Origin of the sequence: Ancylobacter oerskovii (genome assembly GCF_018390555.1) — a bacterium.
Taxonomy (GTDB): Bacteria; Pseudomonadota; Alphaproteobacteria; order Rhizobiales; family Xanthobacteraceae; genus Ancylobacter; species Ancylobacter oerskovii.
In genome coordinates this window covers 294,573-312,819 of sequence record NZ_JAHBGB010000044.1, presented here as the reverse complement: position 1 = coordinate 312,819, position 18,247 = coordinate 294,573, and the positions used below count along the sequence as shown (strand labels likewise).

Below are 18,247 nucleotides of genomic sequence, written 5' to 3'. Positions count from 1 at the left end.
CCTCCACCCGGCGCGCCCTACTCCCTCTCCCCGTGGGGGAGAGGGGTGGGGTGAGGGGTCTTCCTGGCTTCCCGATCTCGTCCCTCCTCACCCGCCGCTGCGCGGCGACCTCTCCCCCTCGGGGAGAGGTGAAAGCTACGGCACCGCCGGTAGCGTGCCCTCGACCGGCCGCCAGCCGCCCTCCCCGCGCGCGAAAAGCGGGCAGCCATAGGCCGCCCTCACCCGCGCCGCCGGCAGCACCTCGGCGACCGTCTCGACCCAGCGATTGGTCTGCTTCATCGCCACCGCCATGCCGGCGATGTGCGCCCCTGCCCGCGACAGCAGCCGGCAGGCGGCCACCGCCGTGGCGCCGGAGGAGATGGCGTCGTCGACCAGCAACACCCGCCGCCCCTCGACCAGCGGCAGCAGATTGGGGTCGAGCCGCAGCCGCTTGCCCGCCTCCGGCGTGGTGATAGAGCTCACCGGCTCGGACAGCTCGTCGCGGTACCAGAACTTGCGGGAATAGCCGAGCGGCACGTAGCGTTCCTGTCCCAGCCGCTCGGCCACCAGCGCGGCGAAGGATAGGCCGAGCGTCGGCAGGCCGACCACCATCTCGGTATCGAGATCGCGGGCGGCCGCCGCCATCGCCTCCGCCAGCGCCGCGACCACCGCATGCGCCGCCTGATTGGCGATCAGCGAGGCCACCGCATGCGCCCCGTCCGGCAGCGCGCGCAAGGGCAGCACCAGCACCCGACCATCGGCGAGACGCACGGGATAGCCGAAGCGATAGGGCGCCGTCGCCGAGAAGCGCGGCGGGATGTCCGGCGTCAGTTCCTGCCAGTAGTCGGTCGTCGGCTCGGTGAAGAAGTCCTCGCCCTCATGCGACATCGAAGCGGTCCTCAACCATCTGGGCACCGTCATGCCCGGGCTCGGCCCGGGCATCCACGCCTTGGACCGGATGTGCCGACGGCACGGCAGACATGGATGGCCGGGACACACCCGGCCATGACGGTGTACTCATGGAACGCCTGCCCTGTAACCCGGCTCTCCGAGGCCCATCCTTCGAGGCTCGCTGACGCTCGCACCTCAGGATGAGGGTGTACGTTTTTACAGGGGGAGGGTTTTCCCGCGTTCCTCATGCTGAGGTGCGAACGTAGCGAGCCTCGAAGCACGCAGGCGCCTGCCGTTCAGGATGAGAGTGAACCCGGCGGTAGCGAAGGAACAACCCCGCCGCCCCCTCCTCATGCTGAGGTGCGAGCGCAGCGGGCCTCGAAGCACGCAGGCGCCTGCCCTCGTCCCCGCACAGGCGCCCGCCCCTCCCGGACCAACAGGCGCTAAAGCTCCCCCGCCGCCATCCGCTCGGCCATGAAGTCGGCCTGGCGGATCGCCAGCGCCACGATGGTCAGGGTCGGGTTGCAGGCGCCGCCGGTGGCGAAGGTCGAGCCGTCGGCAATGAACAGGTTCGGCACCTCCCACGCCCGGCCATGGCCGTCGAGCACGCCGTCCTCGGCCTTGGCCGCCATGCGGTTGGAACCGAGATTGTGGCTCGCCGGATAGGAGGGTGCCTCGATGGAGCGCTTCGCCCCCGCCGCCGCGTGGATGGCGGAGAGCGTCTTGTAGCCGTGCACGCGCAGCTTCAGATCGTTGGGGTGGTCGTCATAGTGGATGTTGGCGACGGGCACGCCGAAGGCGTCGAGCTCGTCGGTGAGCGTGATGCGGTTGCCGGGCTGCGGCATATCTTCGCCCGACATGAAGATGCCGGCCATGTTGCGGTACTGCTCGATCACCGACACGAAGTCGCGGCCCCACCAGCCGGGCTCCAGGAAGGCGGCGGTGGTCGGCAGGCCCATCGAGTTCATCTCGATGTAATAGCCGCCGGCGAAGCCGCGCGCGGGGTCATGGCGCACATAGTCGTCGATCATGCCGGCCATGATCTCGCCCCGGTGCATGTGGACCGGCTTGTCGAAGATCGACCACACGGTCTGGATGATGTGGCGCAGATAGTGCCGGCCGACATGGCCCCAGCCATTGGCGAGGCCGTCGGGGAAGCGTGCGCTCTTCGAATGCAGCAGCAGCCGCGAGGTCTCGACGCAATTGCCGGCCAACACCACCGCCCGCGCCTTCTGGCGATGCGTCACGCCGGCGGCGTCGACATAGACGACCGCCGAGGCCTTGCCGGCCTCGTCATGCTCGACCTGCACCACGCGCGACTGCGGGCGCAGTTCCAGCTTGCCGGTGGCTAGCGCGCGGGGGATCTCGACATTCAGCGTCGACCAGCGAGAGCCGGTCTTGTCGCCGGTGATGGTGAAGCCGTCCTGGATGGTGGCCGGGCGGCCGTCATAGGGAATGGAGTTGATGGCGTGCCGGCCGGTGGAGACATTCAGCCCCAGCGCCTTGGCGCCGGCATGCATCACCTTGAAGTTGTTGTTCGCCGGCAGGCCCGGCAGGCCGTTGGTACGCGTCACTCCCATCTTGGCCTCGGCGAGGTCGTAATAGGGGTTCAGTTCGTCGAGGGTGATCGGCCAGTCGATCAGGCTGGCGCCGGCAATGTCGCCATAGACGGTCTTGGCCCTGAGCTCGTCCTCAATGAAGCGGTAGCAGCAGGCCGACCAGTGGGTGGTGGTGCCGCCCACCACCTGGCAGCTCCAGCTCGGCGAGAAGGGATGGTCCTTGGCGGCGCGCCAGGTGCCGGACGCCGTGCGCTTGTCGAGCCAGGACAGCATCTCGTAGCCGCCCCACTCGTCATTCACGAAATCGTCCGGGGTCAGGTGCTTGCCGGCCTCCAGCAGCACCACCTCGACGCCGCGCTTGGCCAGCTCATGCGCCAGCGTGCCGCCGCCGGCGCCGGAACCGACGATCACCACGACGCCGGCATCATCCAGATCATAGCTTGTCATCATGCGTACCTGTGTGCGGTGAGCCGTCAGATGCCGGGAGGCGGTTCGGGCAGCCAGTCGAGGTCGTTGAAGCCGCGGTCGACATAGCCGCCCAGTTGCACGGCGGCGCCCTCGTAGCCGAAGGCCTGCCACACCTCGAGATCGTCATAGAGAAACCGGACGGTGGAGCGCTGCACCAGCCGAAAGGCCGGCGTCGCCTCGATGCCCTTGAGCGTGTTGACGCGGTAGCTTTCGGACAGCTCGCGGAACGGCACCGGCATGGCGCCGTCGACCAGATCGACGAATTCGGCGAAGCCCTGCGCCACCGCCGGCATCCTGGCCGCCAGCGCATCGAAGGCGACGACCGTGCGGCGATAGACCCGCTCCGGCAGGGTCTGGTGCGGATAGAGCGTGTGCGCCGCCGCCACCAGCGTCTCGGCGACGTGGGCGTCGAACACCTTCAGCACGCCCACCCATTCCGGGCCCTCCGGCAGGTCGACGGGCGGCGGCAGCTTGGGGTCCTTGTAGGCCGTGATTGCGGTCTCGTTCATCGGCACGGCCCCTCAGTTCGCCGGCAACTGCTCGCCCGGCGGCAGCCAGGCGTTGATGGCGGCGGCGTTCTTGATCAGATCGGCGGCATGGGTGGCGCGCGAACGCTCCTCGGCGATCAGCAGGCGCTCGCGGGTCGGCTGGAAATGCGGGATGACGTGGCGGGCGAACAATTCGTAATGGCGCAGCGTCGCCTCGCGGTTCGCCCAGTCATGCGCCAGCATCAGGAAGCAGCCGAAATCCCCGGCGCGCGCGGCTAGGCGCTTGAGGAAAGCCACCGCGTCGTCCGGGGTGCCGATGACGCCGATGCCGGTCTCGTTCATCCAGGCGATGCGTTCCTCGAAGGTGTCGCCCACCGCGGTGATCGAGGGCATGGCGATGGTCTTCTGGGTGTATTCGCAGAAGGCGTCGAAGCCGTGCCGCATGTCGGCCACCGCCTGCTCGCGGGTCTCAGCGACATGCACGTTGACGACGAGGCGCCAGCGCGAGGGGTCCGGCACATGGCCGTGCTTCACGGCCTCTTCCGCATAGACGTCCCAGTGCAGCGGCGGCGCCGGCATCCCCTCCTTCGGCGAGATCACACCGGTGGAGAGCAGCCCCAGCCCGTGCTTGCCGGCGATGCGCGGCCCGGCCTCCGAGCGGGTGGCGGCGACGCAGACATCGAACACCGGGTCGCTATAGGGCGCCACCTGGCAGAAGGCGTTGTTGAGCTCGTAGCGCTCGGTCTTCGCGCTCACCGGGTCGAGCGAGGTGAGCAGCTTCATCAGCACGCCGAGATCATGGTCGAGCGCCGGGCGCAGCTGGCGCGGATCGAGCCCGAACATCGAGGCGTCGCTCGGCAGCCCGCCCGGCCCGAAGCCGGCCATGAAGCGTCCGCGCAGCAAATGATCCATCAGGATCATCCGGTCGGCGACATGATAAGGGTTGTGATAGGGCAACGGCACGATGCCGGTGCCGAGCTTGATGGTCTTGGTCAGCGCCCCGACATGGGCGAGAAACACCATCGGGTCGGCGATGATCTCGCTGCCGGCGGAATGATGCTCACCGACCCACGCCTCGTCATAGCCGAGCGCGTCGATCCACTGGATCGTCTCCATGTTGCGCTGGAGCGAGGTGGTGATGTTCTGCGTCGGCGGCGAGTTCCACGGCGGCATGAAGATGCCGAAGCGCGTCTTTCCCATCGTTGTCGTCCCCTCAGCGGCGCGCGGGAAGAAAGCGCTTGGGCAGCACGCAATGGATGCCCTTGTTGCCGTCCACCGTCTGGGTGACGCGCAGATCGGCGCAAAGCGAGCACAGCGTGTAGGCGTCCTGCGCCGACAGGCCGGAATGCTCGGAGATCAGCACGATCATGTCGCGCAGCGCTTCCTTCACCGCGTCGTCGAGGTCGACGTCGAAGCCCATGGTGATCCACTCGTCCGGCTTCTCCGCGCGCGGCGTGGTCAGCTTCATGTCCTTGCGGACATGGAACTCGAAGGTGCCGGTCAGCGCCGTCTCGATGGCGGTCAGGCACACCTCGCCGTCGCCCTGCCGTCCATGGCCGTCGCCGACCGAGAACAGCGCACCCGGCGCGAACACCGGGAAATAGCTGGTGGTGCCGACGCCCAGTTCCTTGTTGTCCATGTTGCCGCCGAACACCCGCGGCTCGGTGGAGGACAGCCGGCCCCAGCCGGGCGCCGGCGCCACGCCGAAATTGCCGAAGAACGGGTCGAGCGGCAGTTCCTGCCCCCACGGCATCCGCGCCACGCCCTTCGCGCCGTCGACCGGAAAGTGAATGCGCCGCAGGCTCGGGAAATCCTCCGGCAGCGTGCCGAGGAACGGCATCTGGATGTTCCAGCCCCAATCCGCGCGGAAGGCGATGTCGAGGAGACGGACTTCCAGCACGTCGCCCGGCTCGGCGCCCTCGACGAAGATCGGCCCGGTCAGCATGTGCGGGCCGGGCCCGCGGAAGGTCGCGGCGAACACCTCCGCCTGCCCCGGCACCGGAGTGAAGCCGGTGGCGGCGAAGTCCGGCATGTCCTCCGGCTCGCCGGACAGCGTGTCGATCACCACCCGGTCGCCGGACCTGATGGTCAGCGCCGGCTTCAGTTTCGCGTCCCACTGCCCCCAGTTCACGGTGCCCGGCTGCGCCGGCAGGTAATGCTCCGCCATCTCGTTCTCCTCAGCCCTTGACGGCGCCGAGCGTCAGCCCGCGCACGATGTGTCGTTGCAGCACGAACACCACGGCGAGCACGGGGAGCAGCGCCGTCATGCCGACGACCGCCATCTCGCCCCAGCGCACGCCCTGGCTGGTGATCAGTTTGGGAATGGAGACCGGCAGCGTCGTCACCGACTTGCCGCCGAGCATGAAGGCGAACAGGAACTCGTTCCACGCGAAGATGAAGCACAGCACGCTGGTGGCGACGATGCCGTTGCGCAGCAGCGGGAACACCACCCGGCGGAAGATCTGCGGCTTCGACCAGCCCTCCAGCGCCGCCGCCTCTTCCAGCTCCACCGGCAGGTCACGGCAGAAGGAGCGCAGCACCCAGACATAGAAGGACAGGTTGAAGGTCATGTAGGCCAGCGTCAGCCCGAGGAAGCTGTCGAGCAGCCCGACCTTTGCGTAGATCAGGTAGAACGGGATGACGAGGCACACCGGCGGCGCCATGCGCGAGCCGAGGATGAACAGGAACAGATCGTCCTTGCCCTTCATCTCGAAGCGCGCGAACGCATAGGCGGCCGGGGTGCCGATGATTACGACGAGCGCCGTCGACACCGTGCACAGTACGAAGGAGGTGAGCAGGCTCCAGTGGAAGCCCTGCTCGATCACATAGGAGAAGTGGTCGAGCGTCGGCACGAACAGCCACTGCGTCGGGCGCGCGAACATCGCCTCGTTGGGCTTCACCATCATCGACGCCATCCAGAAGATCGGGAACAGCATGATGGCGGCGTAGACGATGACCAACGTGGTCCAGAACAGGCCGCGATTGCTCTCGCGATTGACGGCTTCGGCCATGATCAGTTCCTCGAATTCCACGGCATCGTTTCAGGATCGTCATGGCCGGGCTTGGCCCGGCCATCCACGTCTTGGTGCCGCGCGACAGCGGCGACCCAGGCGTGGATCCCCGGGCCAAGCCCGGGGATGACGTCGCTCATGCGGACAGGTGTGCGTCGCAGGGTCATGGAGCCGACTCAGAAGGCGTTCAGGCGCTTCTTGGCGACCTGGTAGAAGAGCGAGCAGAAGGCGAAGAAGGCGATCCACACCAGCACCGCCAGTGCCGAGGCTTCGCCGATGTTCCAGAACTCGAAGGTCATCTTGTTGGCGAGGATGGAGGGGGTCTCGGTCGAGGTGCCCGGCCCGCCATTGGTGAGGATGTAGATGGTGTCGAACACCTTGAAGGCGTCGATGAAGCGCAGGAGGCCGATCACCGCCAAGAGCGGCGTCATCATCGGCAGGGTGATGTGGAAGAACATCTGCACCGGATTGGCCCCGTCCACCGCCGCGGCGCGGTAGGGCCCGAGCGGCAGCGCCTGCAGGCCGGCGAAGAAGGCCAGCATCATGAACGGCGTCCACTGCCAGATGTCGACGAAGATCAGTGCGTAGAGCGCCAGCTCCGGCGAGGCGAAGATCGAGGTCTCGCCGAGAATGTTGAAGCGCTCCAGCACGTTGTAGGAGAAGAACCCCCACGAGCCGGCGAGCATGATCTTCCACAGGAGGCCGACGACGATCGGCGCCATCATGGTCGGCATGAACAGGAGCGGGATAAGGATCGAGCGGCCGCGCACATTCTGGTTCAGCACCAGCGCGCCGATCAGGCCGAGCATGAACTCGATCGGCACCGCGATGAACACGAAGGTCGTGGCGACGCCGATGGAGTTCCAGAAGCGCTCGTCGGTGAGCAGCGTCATGTAGTTGTCGAAGCCGACGAAGTCGCGCACCCGGCCGAACTTCGCCTCGTGGAAGCTGAGATAGATGGCGTAGATGAACGGTGCCAGCGACACCACCACCAGGGTGATCATCGAGGGGGCGATGAGCAGGTAGGGATACCAGGCCCGCTCGCGCATCCCCGCGCCCTGAAGGCCGGCCGCCGTGATCGTGTCGCTCGCGCTCGCCATCTCGTTGTCCTCTCCCTGCGTGGGGAGCAGCGCTCCCATCTTTCCTCCCAATGAGGAGGCCGTCGATAGGTCCGGCCGATGCCGCGAAAGCCCGCCACCGGTAGTTCGACCCCATCCGTCCTTCCGGGATGGGAGCGCCGGAACCCGGGCGGGCACCGTGGTTGCACCGCATCCCGAGATGCGGGCGCCGGAGCCCCGCCCGGGTACCTTCGTTGCGCCTCATCCGCGCACCCTCACCCTGAGGTGCGAGCGATAGCGAGCCTCGAAGGAGGCTCGGTGAAGCCCACCCGGGCGACCATCCTTCGAGGCCCGGCTGACGCCGGGCACCTCAGGATGAGGACGCTCCAAGGGGTGAAGGCCCAAGGATCCAAGGCACGAGAGCCCAAGACACCGGGGCTCAAGACCCACCCTCGCCCCCGCCCGAAGCGCGCCCTTATTCCCTCTCCCCCACGGGGAGAGGGAGCATCCCTTTCTTTCAACGCCGCCCAGCGCCGCGAACCGGGAAAAGCCGCGCCGCTCGCCGCGTTCAGAGACGGACCGCCCCTAGCGCTCTACAGCGTGCAGCTCTTGCCGCCGCAGAGCTTCTCCAGGATGGCCTGGCCTTCCTTGGCGCCCTGCTCGGGGGTCAGCTTGCCGAGGCCGACCTGCTGGGCGATGCCGCTCATGGCGTCGAACATCTCGGGGTACTTCTCCATCTTGGGGCGGGCCACCGCGACGTCGAGCGAGGACTTCATCGCCGCGAACAGCGTCGGGTTGGTGCTGCCGGTGATCGCCGGGGCCGCCCAGGAACTCTCGCGGATCGGCACGCCGCCCTGGCCCATCTCGATCAGCTTGTCCTGCTGCCTCTTGTCGGCCAGCCACTGCAGGAACAGGAAGGTCGCCTCGGGATGCTGCGAGGCGGCGCTGATCACCGTCACCGACGGCTCGGCGTCTGCGTGGCGGTGCGCCTCGTTGCCGGCCTTGGCCGGGATCGGGGCGTAGACGAACTTGCCGGCGTAGGGAGAGACGCCGGGCTTGTCGATGCCGAGCACGAAGTCCGACCAGGCCAGCGACTGCGCGGCGATGCCGTTGCCCATCACGGTGGGCACGTCGACCAGCGAATATTCGGCGATGCCGGGCGGGGCATAGGTCCACAATTCCCGCCACATCTTCAGCGCCGCCACCGTCTGCGGGCTGTCGAACACCGGCTTGCCGCTGTCGTCCAGCAGGTTGCCGCCATAGTTCTGGATGAAGTTCACCCACAGGTTGGAGAAGGTCGAGCCGCCCTTGATGCCTTCCAGCACGATGCCGTAGAAATCGCCGCTCAGCGGCTGGCCGGCCAGCTTCTCGCCCTTCTTGCGGGTGAAGAACTGCGCAATGTCGCGCATCTGCTCGATGGTCTTGGCCGGGGCGAGATCGTAGCCGTACTTCGCCTTGAACGCCGCCTGCTCTTCCGGGTTGTTCAGGAGGTCGGCCCGCGCCCAGTAGACGTGGTTGTAGTTCCAGTTGATGAAGCCGTACTGCTTGCCGTCGCTGAAGGCGGTGGTCTTGTAGGGCGCCTGGATGAAGTCGGCGGCGTTGAGGCCGGGATCCGACAGCTTCGGGTCGGCGACGAACTTGTCGAGCGGCAGGATCACGCCGGCCGACAGCATCGGGCCGAGCTGGGCGCCGTGCAGCATGATGGCGTCGTAGTGGCCGCGGCCGGACAGCATGTCGGCCTGGCCCTTGTTGATCACCTCGAAATGGTTGAGCAGCTCCCACTCGACCTTGATGCCGGTCTCCTTCTCGAAGTCCGGCACGATCTTGGAGAGCGTCTCCTGCAGCGGCGTGATCTCGTCGAGCACGCGGATGGTGGTGCCTTTGTAGGGCGCTGCCGCCTTCGCATAGAAGCCGGCATCCTGCGCCAGCGCCGGCGGCGCGGAGGAGATCACCATCGGCACCGTGAGCGCCGTGGTTGCCGCCAAGGCGGCGGCGAAACACCAGATCTTACGCTTCATCGCTCTTTCCCTCTGTTTTGCCGTTAGCGGCTTATGTCTGCAGTCGTCAGTCGCCGGACAGCGCCCGACCGGTGGCGCCGTCGAAGAGCACCATCCCCTCGCCGGGAAAGGTGAGGCCGATGTTCCGGCCGATGCCGCCATCGGCACCCAGTGCCCCGGCGCTCTCCATCGAGGTCTTCACCTTGGCGAGCAAAGCGCCGAGATCGATGGTAAGGATGGCGTGCTTGCCGAAGGGCTCGTTGGAATAGATCTCCGCCGGCGTCGCCTCCGGCGCGTCCGCCGGCGCGAAGCCGATGGCGTCGGGGCGCACGCCCAGCGTTACCGCGGCACCGCCGGCACGCTCGGCCGCCCGCGCCAGCGGCCCGGTCAGCGTCAGCTTCAGCGCCCGCCGCGCGAAGACGATGGCGCCGTTCTCGCGGGTCAGTTCGCCGTCGATAAGGTTCATCGGCGGGTCGCCGATCAGCTTCGCCACCCGCGCGCTGGCCGGGCGCAGCCAGATGTCCTCCGGCGTGCCGATCTGCTCCAGGCGGCCATTCTCGATCACCGCCACCCGGTCGCCGACCGAGAGCGCCTCCATGCCGTCCGGCGTCGCCCAGATCGTCGGCACCGGCTCCTGCGCCAGCCGGCGGCGGATCTCGCCGCGCAGCTTGTGACGCAGCTTGGCGTCGAGATGGCTGATCGGTTCGTCGAGCAGGTAGAGCGCGGGCGACTGCACCAGCAGCCGGGCGAGCGCCACGCGCTGCTTCTGCCCGCCGGACAGCGCACCGGGCAGGCGTGCGTGCAGGTGGCGGATTTCCAGCAGCTCCAGCACCTCGTCGACGCGCGTCTCCGCCTCGGCGGCCGGAAGCCGCCCGCCCGGCGCCTGCAAGGGCGAGAGCGCATTGCCGCGCACGGTGAGATGCGGGTAGAGCGCGTAGCTCTCGAACATCAGCGCCACCTTGCGCTCGCCCGCCGGCACCCCGGCCATGGAGCGGCCGCCCAGTTCGACCGAGCCGGCATCGGGCCGCTCCAGCCCGGCGAGGATGCGGCAGAAGGTGGTCTTGCCGGCGCCGGAGGGGCCGGTGAGCGCCAGAAGCTCTCCCGGCTTCACCTCGAGGCCGATCTCGGCCAGCACCTTGTGCTGGAAGCTCTTGGAAATGCCGCGCGCGATCAGCCCGGCCGAATGGGACATGCGCAGCGACGGGGTGGCGAGCGGAGCGTTCACGGCGCCACCTCCAGGTTCTTCTCGCTCACGGCATCGAAGACCAGCAGCCGGTCGACATCGAGGCCGAGCGACACCCGGTCGCCCGCCCGCCACGCCGACGGCCCGGCGATCTCCGCCACCAGCGTGCCGCCGGCACCGGAACCGGCACCGAGCGCCACGGTGAACACGTCGGCATCGCCGCGCGGCTCACGATAGGTGATGACGCCCTTCGCATCCCCGGCCCGATCCGGCGGCCGCAGCGTCACATGCTCGGGACGGATGCCGGCGACGATGGCGCCGTCCGGCAGCCTCGCCCGCCGCGCGGTGCCCAGCGTCACCTCCCAGCCCTCGCCGACGATGCGGTTGCCGGCCCAGCCGGCCTTCATCAGGTTCATCGGCGGCTCGCCGATGAAATTGGCGACGAACAGATTGGCCGGGCGCTCATAGAGATCCTGCGGCGCGCCTACCTGCTGCAGCACGCCGTGATTCATCACCGCCACCCGGTCGGCCATGGCGATGGCCTCGGTCTGGTCGTGGGTGACGAGGATGGACGTCACCTGCCGCAGCTTCTGCAACCGCTTGATCTCGGCGCGCAGCTGCACCTTCTGGTCGGCGTCGAGATGGGAGAGCGGCTCGTCGAACAGGATCACTTCCGGGTCGCGCACCAGTGCCCGGCCGATCGACACACGCTGCATGGCACCGCCGGAGAGGCCGCGCACCTTCTGGTCGGCCATCTGCCTCAGGCCCAGAAGCTGCAGCACCTCGCCGATGCGCTCGGAAGCCGGCTGGCCGGCGACGCCGCGCACCTTCAGCGGGAAGCCGACATTCTCCCACACCGTCATGTTCGGGTAGAGCGCGTAATCCTCGAACACCATGGCGATGTTGCGCTCGCCCGGCGCGAGCCGCGACACCGGCTTGTCGCCGAAGAAGATCTCGCCCTCGGTCACGCTCTCGATGCCGGCGGCCATCTTCAGCGTCGTCGACTTGCCGCAGCCCGAGGGCCCCAGCAAGGCGAGCATCTCACCGGCGGCGCAGGCGAGGTTGAGCTCCTTGACGGCATCAACCTCCCCGTAACGCTTGAAGACCTGCTCGAAGGCAATGGACGACATCCGGCACTCCAACTGGCTATGCCGATGAACAATCCAAGTTCTGTGCCAAAGTGTGCTGGTGTATAGACACTCTAGCCGATAGGGCCCTCGCGCCTCGTTCCGCCATTGAACATCTGCTTAAAAAAGCAGCCGGAAGGCACCCCGTGCTACCAGAATGGGCGCCGCCGGCGGCGCCTAGCCGCCCACCCGCCGCGCCACGTCATCGAGCAGCCCGGCGAGCGCGGCGGGGGCCGAGAAGAACGGCGAATGGTCGCCGTCGAGGGTGAACACCTCTTCGCACGGCGTTTCGGCGGTCATGGCGCGCTGATAGGCCAGCGACACCGCCCGGTCGGCCGTGCCCTCGACATAGAAGCGCCGCACCCGGTCGAAGCCGGCCACGCTCAGCTCCAGCCGGTCGGTGTAGACTTTCATCCGCTGCGGGGTCAGCCGCCCGGCGGCCCAGGCGGCGTCCGCCGGCGCACATGTGTTGTAGAACACTTCGGGAGCGGAGGCCGCGGGGAAGGTCGCGGTCTGCCCATCCGCCGCCACCTGCATGTTCTTCAGCACCAGATCCTCGACCCCGAGCCCGGCATGCGCATCGAGGAAGCTGACGAGGCTGGCACCATGGGTCAGCAGCAGGCCGTTCACATAGACGCATCCCGCCAGCCGATGGGCGCGGCGCTCGCTGGCCTGCGCGCTGACGATGCCGCCCATGGAATGGCCCACCAGCACCACGTCGTCCGGCATCTGGTCGATCGCCCAGGTGACGCGCGTCACATAGCTGTCGAGATCGGCGGTCTCCGGCGGCGCGTCATCCTCGCCGCTCGCCGGCAGATCCGGCGCCAGCACCGCGTGACCGCGCGCCTCCAGCAGCGGCACCAGCCTCTGCCAGCACCAGGCGCCATGAAACGATCCGTGTACGAGAACGAAATTCGCCATGGCGCCCTCCCGAGCGCGTCTATGCCCAGCCGGGCGGGAAGGCGCCGGCGGCGAGCGCCGCGCGCGTATGCGAGCGACCCGGCAGCGCGCGCAGCCGCGCCAGGTCGTCCGGCGCATCGACATCGAAGCCGATGCCGGGCAGCGCCCCGGCCTCATGCACGATCGTGGCCATGTCCGCCGCCCGCGCCGCCGCGCGGTGCGCCGCGAGGCTCCCCGGCCCGAAGCAAAAGCGCACGGCGTCCGCCGGCGTCGCCAGCAGCGCGTTGGTGCCCTGCCCGTCATGGGCGGCGACGAGGCTGACGGCGCGACCGGCGGGATGCGCGCCGATGAGCCGCGCCACCTCCGCCGCCGCCAGTCCCGGCACATCGCCGGGAATCGCCAGCAGGCCGGCGGCGCCGCGATGCACGAGGTGCCGCGCCGCCCGTTCCAGCGCCGTGTTGAGTCCGGCGGCCTCGGCCTCGGCGAGCCGCTCGGCCCCGAAATCGCGCGCCAGCTCCTCGACCTCGGGTTCGGCCGAGACGATCAGCGTTCCCGCCAGTCCGCCGACCGATCCCAGCGCCGCCAGCACGTCCTCCAGCATCGCCCGGGCGAGGCGGGCGCGCGCCTCGGCGCCCAGCGCCGGCGCCAATCGCTGCTTGGCGAGCCCGAACGGCTTCACCGGCACCACCGCCCAGATTCCCGCCGACGCCGTGCGGCTCACCGGAACAAATCCTCCTCCGGCGCGCGGATCAGCGCCGCCGCGGGATTATCGGCGGCCGTCCATGCCAGTCCCCGCACCAGCACCACCGGCGTGGCCTCCGTCGCCTGCCCCATCACCAGCGAGGCCGCGGCGGCGATCTCGTCGGCATAGGCGATCATGGTGGCGCGCAGCGTGCGGCCGTAGAGGTCCGTCTCGCCGCGACGATCGATCATCGACGGAAGGCCGGCGGCCCCGATGGCGATGCCGGTGGTGCCACGCCGCCAGGGCCGGCCGAAGCTGTCATTGATGACGACCGCCGGCGCCACGCCGGTCCGCCGCTCGATCTCGCCCCGCAGCCGCGCGGCGCTGGTGTCCGGGTCGAGCGGCAGCAGCAGCGCCACCTCGCCGTCCCCGTGCCGGACATTGGACTGGTCGATGCCGGCATTGGCCATGGTCAGCCCCAGCCGGTGCTCGACGATCAGCACGTCCGGCCGCGTGCGCACCACCCGCACGCTCTCGGAGAGGATCAGCTCGACGAGACGGGGATCCTTGCGCACCTCGCCGGCCAGCGCCCGCGCCCGCTCGGACGGCACCACCTCCGCGAGGCGGACGAGCCGGCCCTCGGCCTTGGACACCACCTTCTGCGCCAGCACCACCACGTCCTGCGGCGCCAGTTCCAGCCCCAGCCGCGCCACCCCGTCCAGCACGAAGCCGGCGAGGTCGTCGCCGGCTTCCACCATCGGGAAGCCCGGCAGCGCCAGGAGTTCGAGGCGGGCCGACATCGTCACCGCTCAGCCGAAGCGGGCACGCAGGCGCGGCAGCACCTGCTCGGCATAGAGCGCGAGGAAGCGCGGCTGGTCCTCGCCCGGGGCGTGGAACACCAGATGGTCGAAGCCCAGAGCCACATAGGCGGCGATCTTCTCGACATGCTCCTCCGGGTCGGTGGAGACGATCCAGCGCGAGGCCGCCCGCTCGACCGGCAGCGCATCGGCCAGCTTCTCCATCTCCAGCGGATCCTCCACCGAATGCTTCTCCTCCGGCGAGAGCGCCAGCGCCGCCCAATGGCGGGTGTCAGCCATGGCCCGCGCCCGGTCGGTATCGAAGGAGACCTTCATCTCGATCATGCGCTCATAGGGACGGCCCGGCTGCTCCGAGGCTTCCAGCCCCGCCGCGACATTGGGCAGCAGCGTCTCGGTGTAGAGCTCCCATTTCTTGCCGGAGGTGCAGATGAAGCCATCGCCCGCCCGGCCGGCGAACTTCGCCACCTGCGGCCCGGCGCCGGCGATGTAGATCGGCACCGGCGTTTCGGGACGGTCATAGATGGTGGCGTTCTCGGTGCGATAGAACTCCCCTTCGAAGCTGACGCGCTCCTCGGTCCACAGCGTGCGGATGAGGCGCACCGCCTCGCGCAGCCGGGCGAAGCGCTCCTTCAGTTCCGGCCAGGGCGCGCCGGTGGCCGGCACCTCGTTGAGCCCCTCGCCCGAGCCGACGCCGAGGATCACTCGCCCGGGAAACAGCTGGCCGAGCGTGCCGAAGGCCTGCGCCACCATAGAGGGGTGATGGCGGAAGGTCGGGGTGAGCACGCTGGTGCCCATCGCGATCCGCGAGGTCGCCGAGCCGAGCGCACCGAGGAAGGGAAAGGCGGCCGGCGCGTGCCCGCCCGTATGGCGCCAGGGCTGGAAATGATCGCTGATGAAGACGGAATCGAATCCGCTGCGCTCCGCGAGCACCGAGAAATCGACCAGCCGGCGCGCGTCGAACTGCTCCGCCGAGGCCTTGTAGCCAAGCTTCAGCACCTTACCATTCCCCCTGGACCGGCAATATGAATGTTACTATTGTCCAGCACATTATCCTGAATAAACATGCAATCACAATAGGCTGAATTTTCCGCAATTCGACAGGGCGGAAACGCCGCGGCGCCGGAATCGCAATGGCCTTGTCGCCGGCGGGGCAAGGCTTTATCCGGCACGGGGCAGCTTTTGGCGAGCGGGACATGAACGGGCGCAGCACGCAGATCCTTCTCGGCATCATTGCCGCCATCCTCATCGGCGCGGCGGCCTATCTCGCCGCCTCGATCGTGGCGCCGGTGGCCTTCGCGCTGTTCTTCATCGCGCTGGTCTGGCCGCTGCAACAGGCCCTGGCACGGCGCCTGCCGCAGCTCGCGGCGCTGTTCATCAGCCTCGCGGTGAGCCTCGTCGTCATCTTCGCGCTCACCTCGATGACGGTGTGGGGCTTCGGCCGCGCCGCGCAATGGCTGGTCGCCAACGCCAACCGCTTCCAGACGCTCTATCTGTCCGGCGCCGAATGGCTGGAAGGCCATGGCCTCTACGCGGCCGGCACCTTCATGGAGACCTTCAACGTCTCCTGGCTGATCCGCTTCTTCCAGGGCGTCGCCGCCCGGCTCAACGGCATGCTCGGCTTCGCGGTGGTGACCTTCATCTTCGTGCTGCTCGGCCTGCTGGAGGTCGATGTCGTCCGGCGCAAGCTCGCGGCCGGCGAGGCGGGCGATGGCGGGCGCATCCTGCTCGCCGCCGGTGCCGACATCGCCGGCAAGTTCCGCCGCTACATGGCGGTGCGCACGGCGATGAGCGTCGCCACCGGCTTCGCGGTCTGGGCCTTCGCCGCTCTGGCCGGGCTCGATCTCGCCTTCGCCTGGGGGGTGATCGCCTTCGCCCTCAACTACATCCCGTTCATCGGCCCGCTGGTGGCGACGCTCCTGCCGACCCTGTTCGCCATCGCCCAGTTCGAGAGCTGGCAGATGGCGGTGGCGGTGTTCGCCGGCATGAACGTCATCCAGTTCGTCCTCGGCTCCTATGTCGAGCCGCGCATCGCCGGCAAGGCGCTCGCCATGTCGCCCTTCCTGGTGCTGCTGGCGGTGTTCTTCTTCGCCTTCCTGTGGGGGCTGGCCGGCGCCTTCATCGGCGTGCCGCTCGCCATCGCCGCGCTCACCTTCTGCGCGCACACGACCTCCGCCCGCTGGGTGGCCCGGCTGCTCTCCGGCCGCGCCCCAGACGCCTGACGCCGCCCGACATCGAAGGAAAGGCCCCCGCATGGCCGCTCGCCGCCTCAAGCGCCTCGCCCTCTGGCTGCTCGTCACGCTCGCCCTGATGCTGGCGACCTTCCTCGCCACCCGCATCTGGTTCGCGCAGTCGGGCGCGCCGCTGGAGCCCTGGCACACCTATGCGCCGCGCGAACTCAGCGTCGCCGAGATGGACCGCACCGACTGGACGGGCTTCCTCGCCGCCGAGAACCGCGCCTTCGACGAGGTGTGGGAAAACGTCGTGCAGACCTTGCCGGCCGACCAGCGCATCCCGTCCAATCGCTATTTCTCCGGCAGCGTCGTCTACCCGCCGCGCCTCACCCGCGACTTCAACCGTTCCTACGAGATCGTGCCGGCCGGCGAGGCGAAAGGCGCGGTGGTGCTTCTGCACGGCCTCACCGATTCGCCCTACAGCCTGCGCCACATCGCCCGGCTCTACGCCGAGGCCGGCTGGGCGGTCGTCGCCATCCGCATGCCCGGCCACGGCACGGTACCGGCCGGCCTCGCCGAGGCGGAATGGCAGGACTGGCTCGCCGCCACGCGGCTGGCGGTACGCGAGGCCCATCGCCTCGCCCCCACCCGGCCGCTGCATCTGGTCGGCTTCTCCAATGGCGGCGCGCTCGCCCTGAAATACGCCCTCGACGCGCTGGACGATCCCGCCATGGCGCGGCCGGACCGGCTGATCCTGCTCTCGCCGATGATCGGCATCACCCGCTTCGCGCGCTTTGCCGGCCTCGCCGGCCTGCCCGCCTTCCTGCCGACCTTCGCCAAGGCGGCGTGGCTCTCCATCCTGCCGGAGTTCAACCCGTTCAAGTACAACTCGTTTCCGGTGAACGGCGCCCGCCAGTCCTACCTGCTCACCGCGGCGCTGCAGGACTCCATCGCCCGCCGGGCGCGGGCCGGCGGGCTGAAGGACCTGCCGCCGGCGCTCACCTTCCAGTCGGCGCTGGACTTCACCGTCTCCACCCGCGCCGTGGTCACCGCCTTCTACGGGCTGCTGCCGGACAACGGCAGCGAACTGGTGCTGTTCGACCTCAACCGCAACACCAAGCTCGGCCCGCTGCTGCGCGGCTGGACCTCGGCCGCCGCGCTCGGCCGCAACGTGCCACCGGCCCCGCGCAATTTCGCGCTGTCCATGATCACCAATCTCGATCCCGACAGCCCCGAGGTGCTGGAGCGGCGCACCCCGGCGGGCGCCACCGAAAGCCGCGAGCGCGCGCTCGGCCTGCTCTACCCGCCCGACGTGTTCTCGCTGTCCCACGTCGCCCTGCCCTTCCCGGACAGCGACAATCTCTACGGCTCGCAGCCGGACGGCACCGAGGATTTCGGCCTGCATCTCGGGGCGATGGCGGTCCGGGGCGAACGGGGGGCGCTGATCATCAGCGTCGATGCGCTGACCCGCATGTCGTCCAACCCGTTCTTCCCCTACATCGCCGGCCGGGTTGGCGACGTCATAGCCGCCCCGCGCCACTGAGGCCCAAATGAAACGGCCGCGTCCCTCGCGAGGCGCGGCCGCTCGAAAAGCCGGAGGGCGACGCTCAGTTGGCGGTCGCCGCGCCGATCACCGCGCCGGTGCCGGCGCCGATCGCCCCGCCCACCAGGGCGCCGGTGCCGCCGCCGGCAATGCCGCCGATGATGGCGCCGGTGCCGCCGCCGATCAGCGCGCCGCCGGTGGCGCGCTTTTCGGTGGTGGTGCAGGCGGCGAGCGAAAGCGCGACGAGAGAGATGGCGGCAACGCGGATCATGGAAGGTCCCCCAGGATGAATCGATAGCACCTTCATACCGCCGGCGGATTCCGCCAACAATAGGCGCGCTCCCGAAGTGCCGCGCGCCATCGCGACGCGGG

At 68.9% G+C, this 18,247-nt stretch carries 17 protein-coding genes; 2 read left to right on the top strand and 15 right to left on the bottom strand.

What is annotated here, in order from left to right; all coding sequences use genetic code 11:
• Positions 1 to 135: 135 nt before the first annotated feature.
• The 14 genes from KHC19_RS22495 to fgd form a co-directional block, all read right to left on the bottom strand.
• Positions 136 to 867: a phosphoribosyltransferase gene (locus KHC19_RS22495; protein ID WP_213355675.1), complete on the bottom strand. Its 732-nt coding sequence runs from the start codon at positions 865 to 867 to the stop codon at positions 136 to 138.
• A 446-nt stretch (positions 868 to 1,313) separates the two neighbouring features.
• A complete protein-coding gene (locus KHC19_RS22490) occupies positions 1,314 to 2,876 on the bottom strand; it encodes a GMC family oxidoreductase (protein ID WP_213355674.1) in 1,563 nt (520 codons plus the stop codon).
• 26 nt (positions 2,877 to 2,902) lie between these two features.
• Positions 2,903 to 3,406, bottom strand: coding sequence for a hypothetical protein (locus KHC19_RS22485; protein ID WP_213355673.1), 504 nt, complete (start codon positions 3,404 to 3,406; stop codon positions 2,903 to 2,905).
• A 12-nt stretch (positions 3,407 to 3,418) separates the two neighbouring features.
• Positions 3,419 to 4,585: an LLM class flavin-dependent oxidoreductase gene (locus tag KHC19_RS22480; protein WP_213355671.1), complete on the bottom strand. Its 1,167-nt coding sequence runs from the start codon at positions 4,583 to 4,585 to the stop codon at positions 3,419 to 3,421.
• A 13-nt stretch (positions 4,586 to 4,598) separates the two neighbouring features.
• On the bottom strand, positions 4,599 to 5,552 hold the full coding sequence (locus tag KHC19_RS22475; protein WP_213355669.1) for an acetamidase/formamidase family protein: 954 nt from the start codon (positions 5,550 to 5,552) through the stop codon (positions 4,599 to 4,601).
• Between the two features lie 10 nt (positions 5,553 to 5,562).
• Complete coding sequence (locus KHC19_RS22470) at positions 5,563 to 6,417, bottom strand: carbohydrate ABC transporter permease (protein WP_343207780.1); 855 nt, start codon at positions 6,415 to 6,417, stop codon at positions 5,563 to 5,565.
• A 155-nt stretch (positions 6,418 to 6,572) separates the two neighbouring features.
• Positions 6,573 to 7,535, bottom strand: a complete 963-nt coding sequence (locus KHC19_RS22465; RefSeq protein ID WP_246549355.1) for a carbohydrate ABC transporter permease — start codon at positions 7,533 to 7,535, stop codon at positions 6,573 to 6,575.
• Between the two features lie 512 nt (positions 7,536 to 8,047).
• Entirely contained in the window at positions 8,048 to 9,472 is a 1,425-nt protein-coding gene (locus KHC19_RS22460) for an extracellular solute-binding protein (protein WP_213355667.1), read from the bottom strand.
• Positions 9,473 to 9,518: 46 nt separating this feature from the next.
• The gene (locus KHC19_RS22455) at positions 9,519 to 10,676 is read right to left on the bottom strand and encodes an ABC transporter ATP-binding protein (protein ID WP_343207779.1); all 1,158 of its coding nucleotides are present in this window, start codon (positions 10,674 to 10,676) and stop codon (positions 9,519 to 9,521) included.
• Positions 10,673 to 11,764, bottom strand: coding sequence for an ABC transporter ATP-binding protein (locus KHC19_RS22450; RefSeq protein ID WP_213355665.1), 1,092 nt, complete (start codon positions 11,762 to 11,764; stop codon positions 10,673 to 10,675). Before KHC19_RS22450 ends, KHC19_RS22455 begins: the two co-directional genes overlap by 4 nt.
• Positions 11,765 to 11,938: 174 nt before the next feature.
• On the bottom strand, positions 11,939 to 12,682 hold the full coding sequence (locus KHC19_RS22445; protein WP_213355663.1) for an alpha/beta fold hydrolase: 744 nt from the start codon (positions 12,680 to 12,682) through the stop codon (positions 11,939 to 11,941).
• A 19-nt stretch (positions 12,683 to 12,701) separates the two neighbouring features.
• Positions 12,702 to 13,382 carry a 2-phospho-L-lactate guanylyltransferase gene (cofC, locus tag KHC19_RS22440; protein WP_213355661.1) on the bottom strand — a complete coding sequence of 227 codons (681 nt, stop codon included), beginning with the start codon at positions 13,380 to 13,382 and terminating at the stop codon, positions 12,702 to 12,704.
• Positions 13,379 to 14,143, bottom strand: coding sequence for a coenzyme F420-0:L-glutamate ligase (gene cofE / locus KHC19_RS22435; RefSeq protein WP_213355659.1), 765 nt, complete (start codon positions 14,141 to 14,143; stop codon positions 13,379 to 13,381). The genes cofC and cofE overlap by 4 nt, the downstream gene beginning before the upstream one ends.
• Positions 14,144 to 14,152: 9 nt before the next feature.
• Positions 14,153 to 15,157 carry a glucose-6-phosphate dehydrogenase (coenzyme-F420) gene (gene fgd, locus KHC19_RS22430; RefSeq protein WP_213355657.1) on the bottom strand — a complete coding sequence of 335 codons (1,005 nt, stop codon included), beginning with the start codon at positions 15,155 to 15,157 and terminating at the stop codon, positions 14,153 to 14,155.
• Positions 15,158 to 15,354: 197 nt separating this feature from the next.
• Between fgd and KHC19_RS22425 the strand changes: the two genes are divergently transcribed.
• Positions 15,355 to 16,380 (top strand): AI-2E family transporter, encoded by a 1,026-nt coding sequence (locus KHC19_RS22425; RefSeq protein WP_213355655.1) that lies wholly within the window; start codon positions 15,355 to 15,357, stop codon positions 16,378 to 16,380.
• 31 nt (positions 16,381 to 16,411) lie between these two features.
• Positions 16,412 to 17,875: an alpha/beta fold hydrolase gene (locus KHC19_RS22420; RefSeq protein WP_213355653.1), complete on the top strand. Its 1,464-nt coding sequence runs from the start codon at positions 16,412 to 16,414 to the stop codon at positions 17,873 to 17,875.
• Between the two features lie 64 nt (positions 17,876 to 17,939).
• On the opposite strand, the gene KHC19_RS22415 is transcribed toward KHC19_RS22420, so the two are convergent.
• Positions 17,940 to 18,146 carry a hypothetical protein gene (locus tag KHC19_RS22415; protein WP_213355651.1) on the bottom strand — a complete coding sequence of 69 codons (207 nt, stop codon included), beginning with the start codon at positions 18,144 to 18,146 and terminating at the stop codon, positions 17,940 to 17,942.
• Between the last annotated feature and the right edge of the window lie 101 nt (positions 18,147 to 18,247).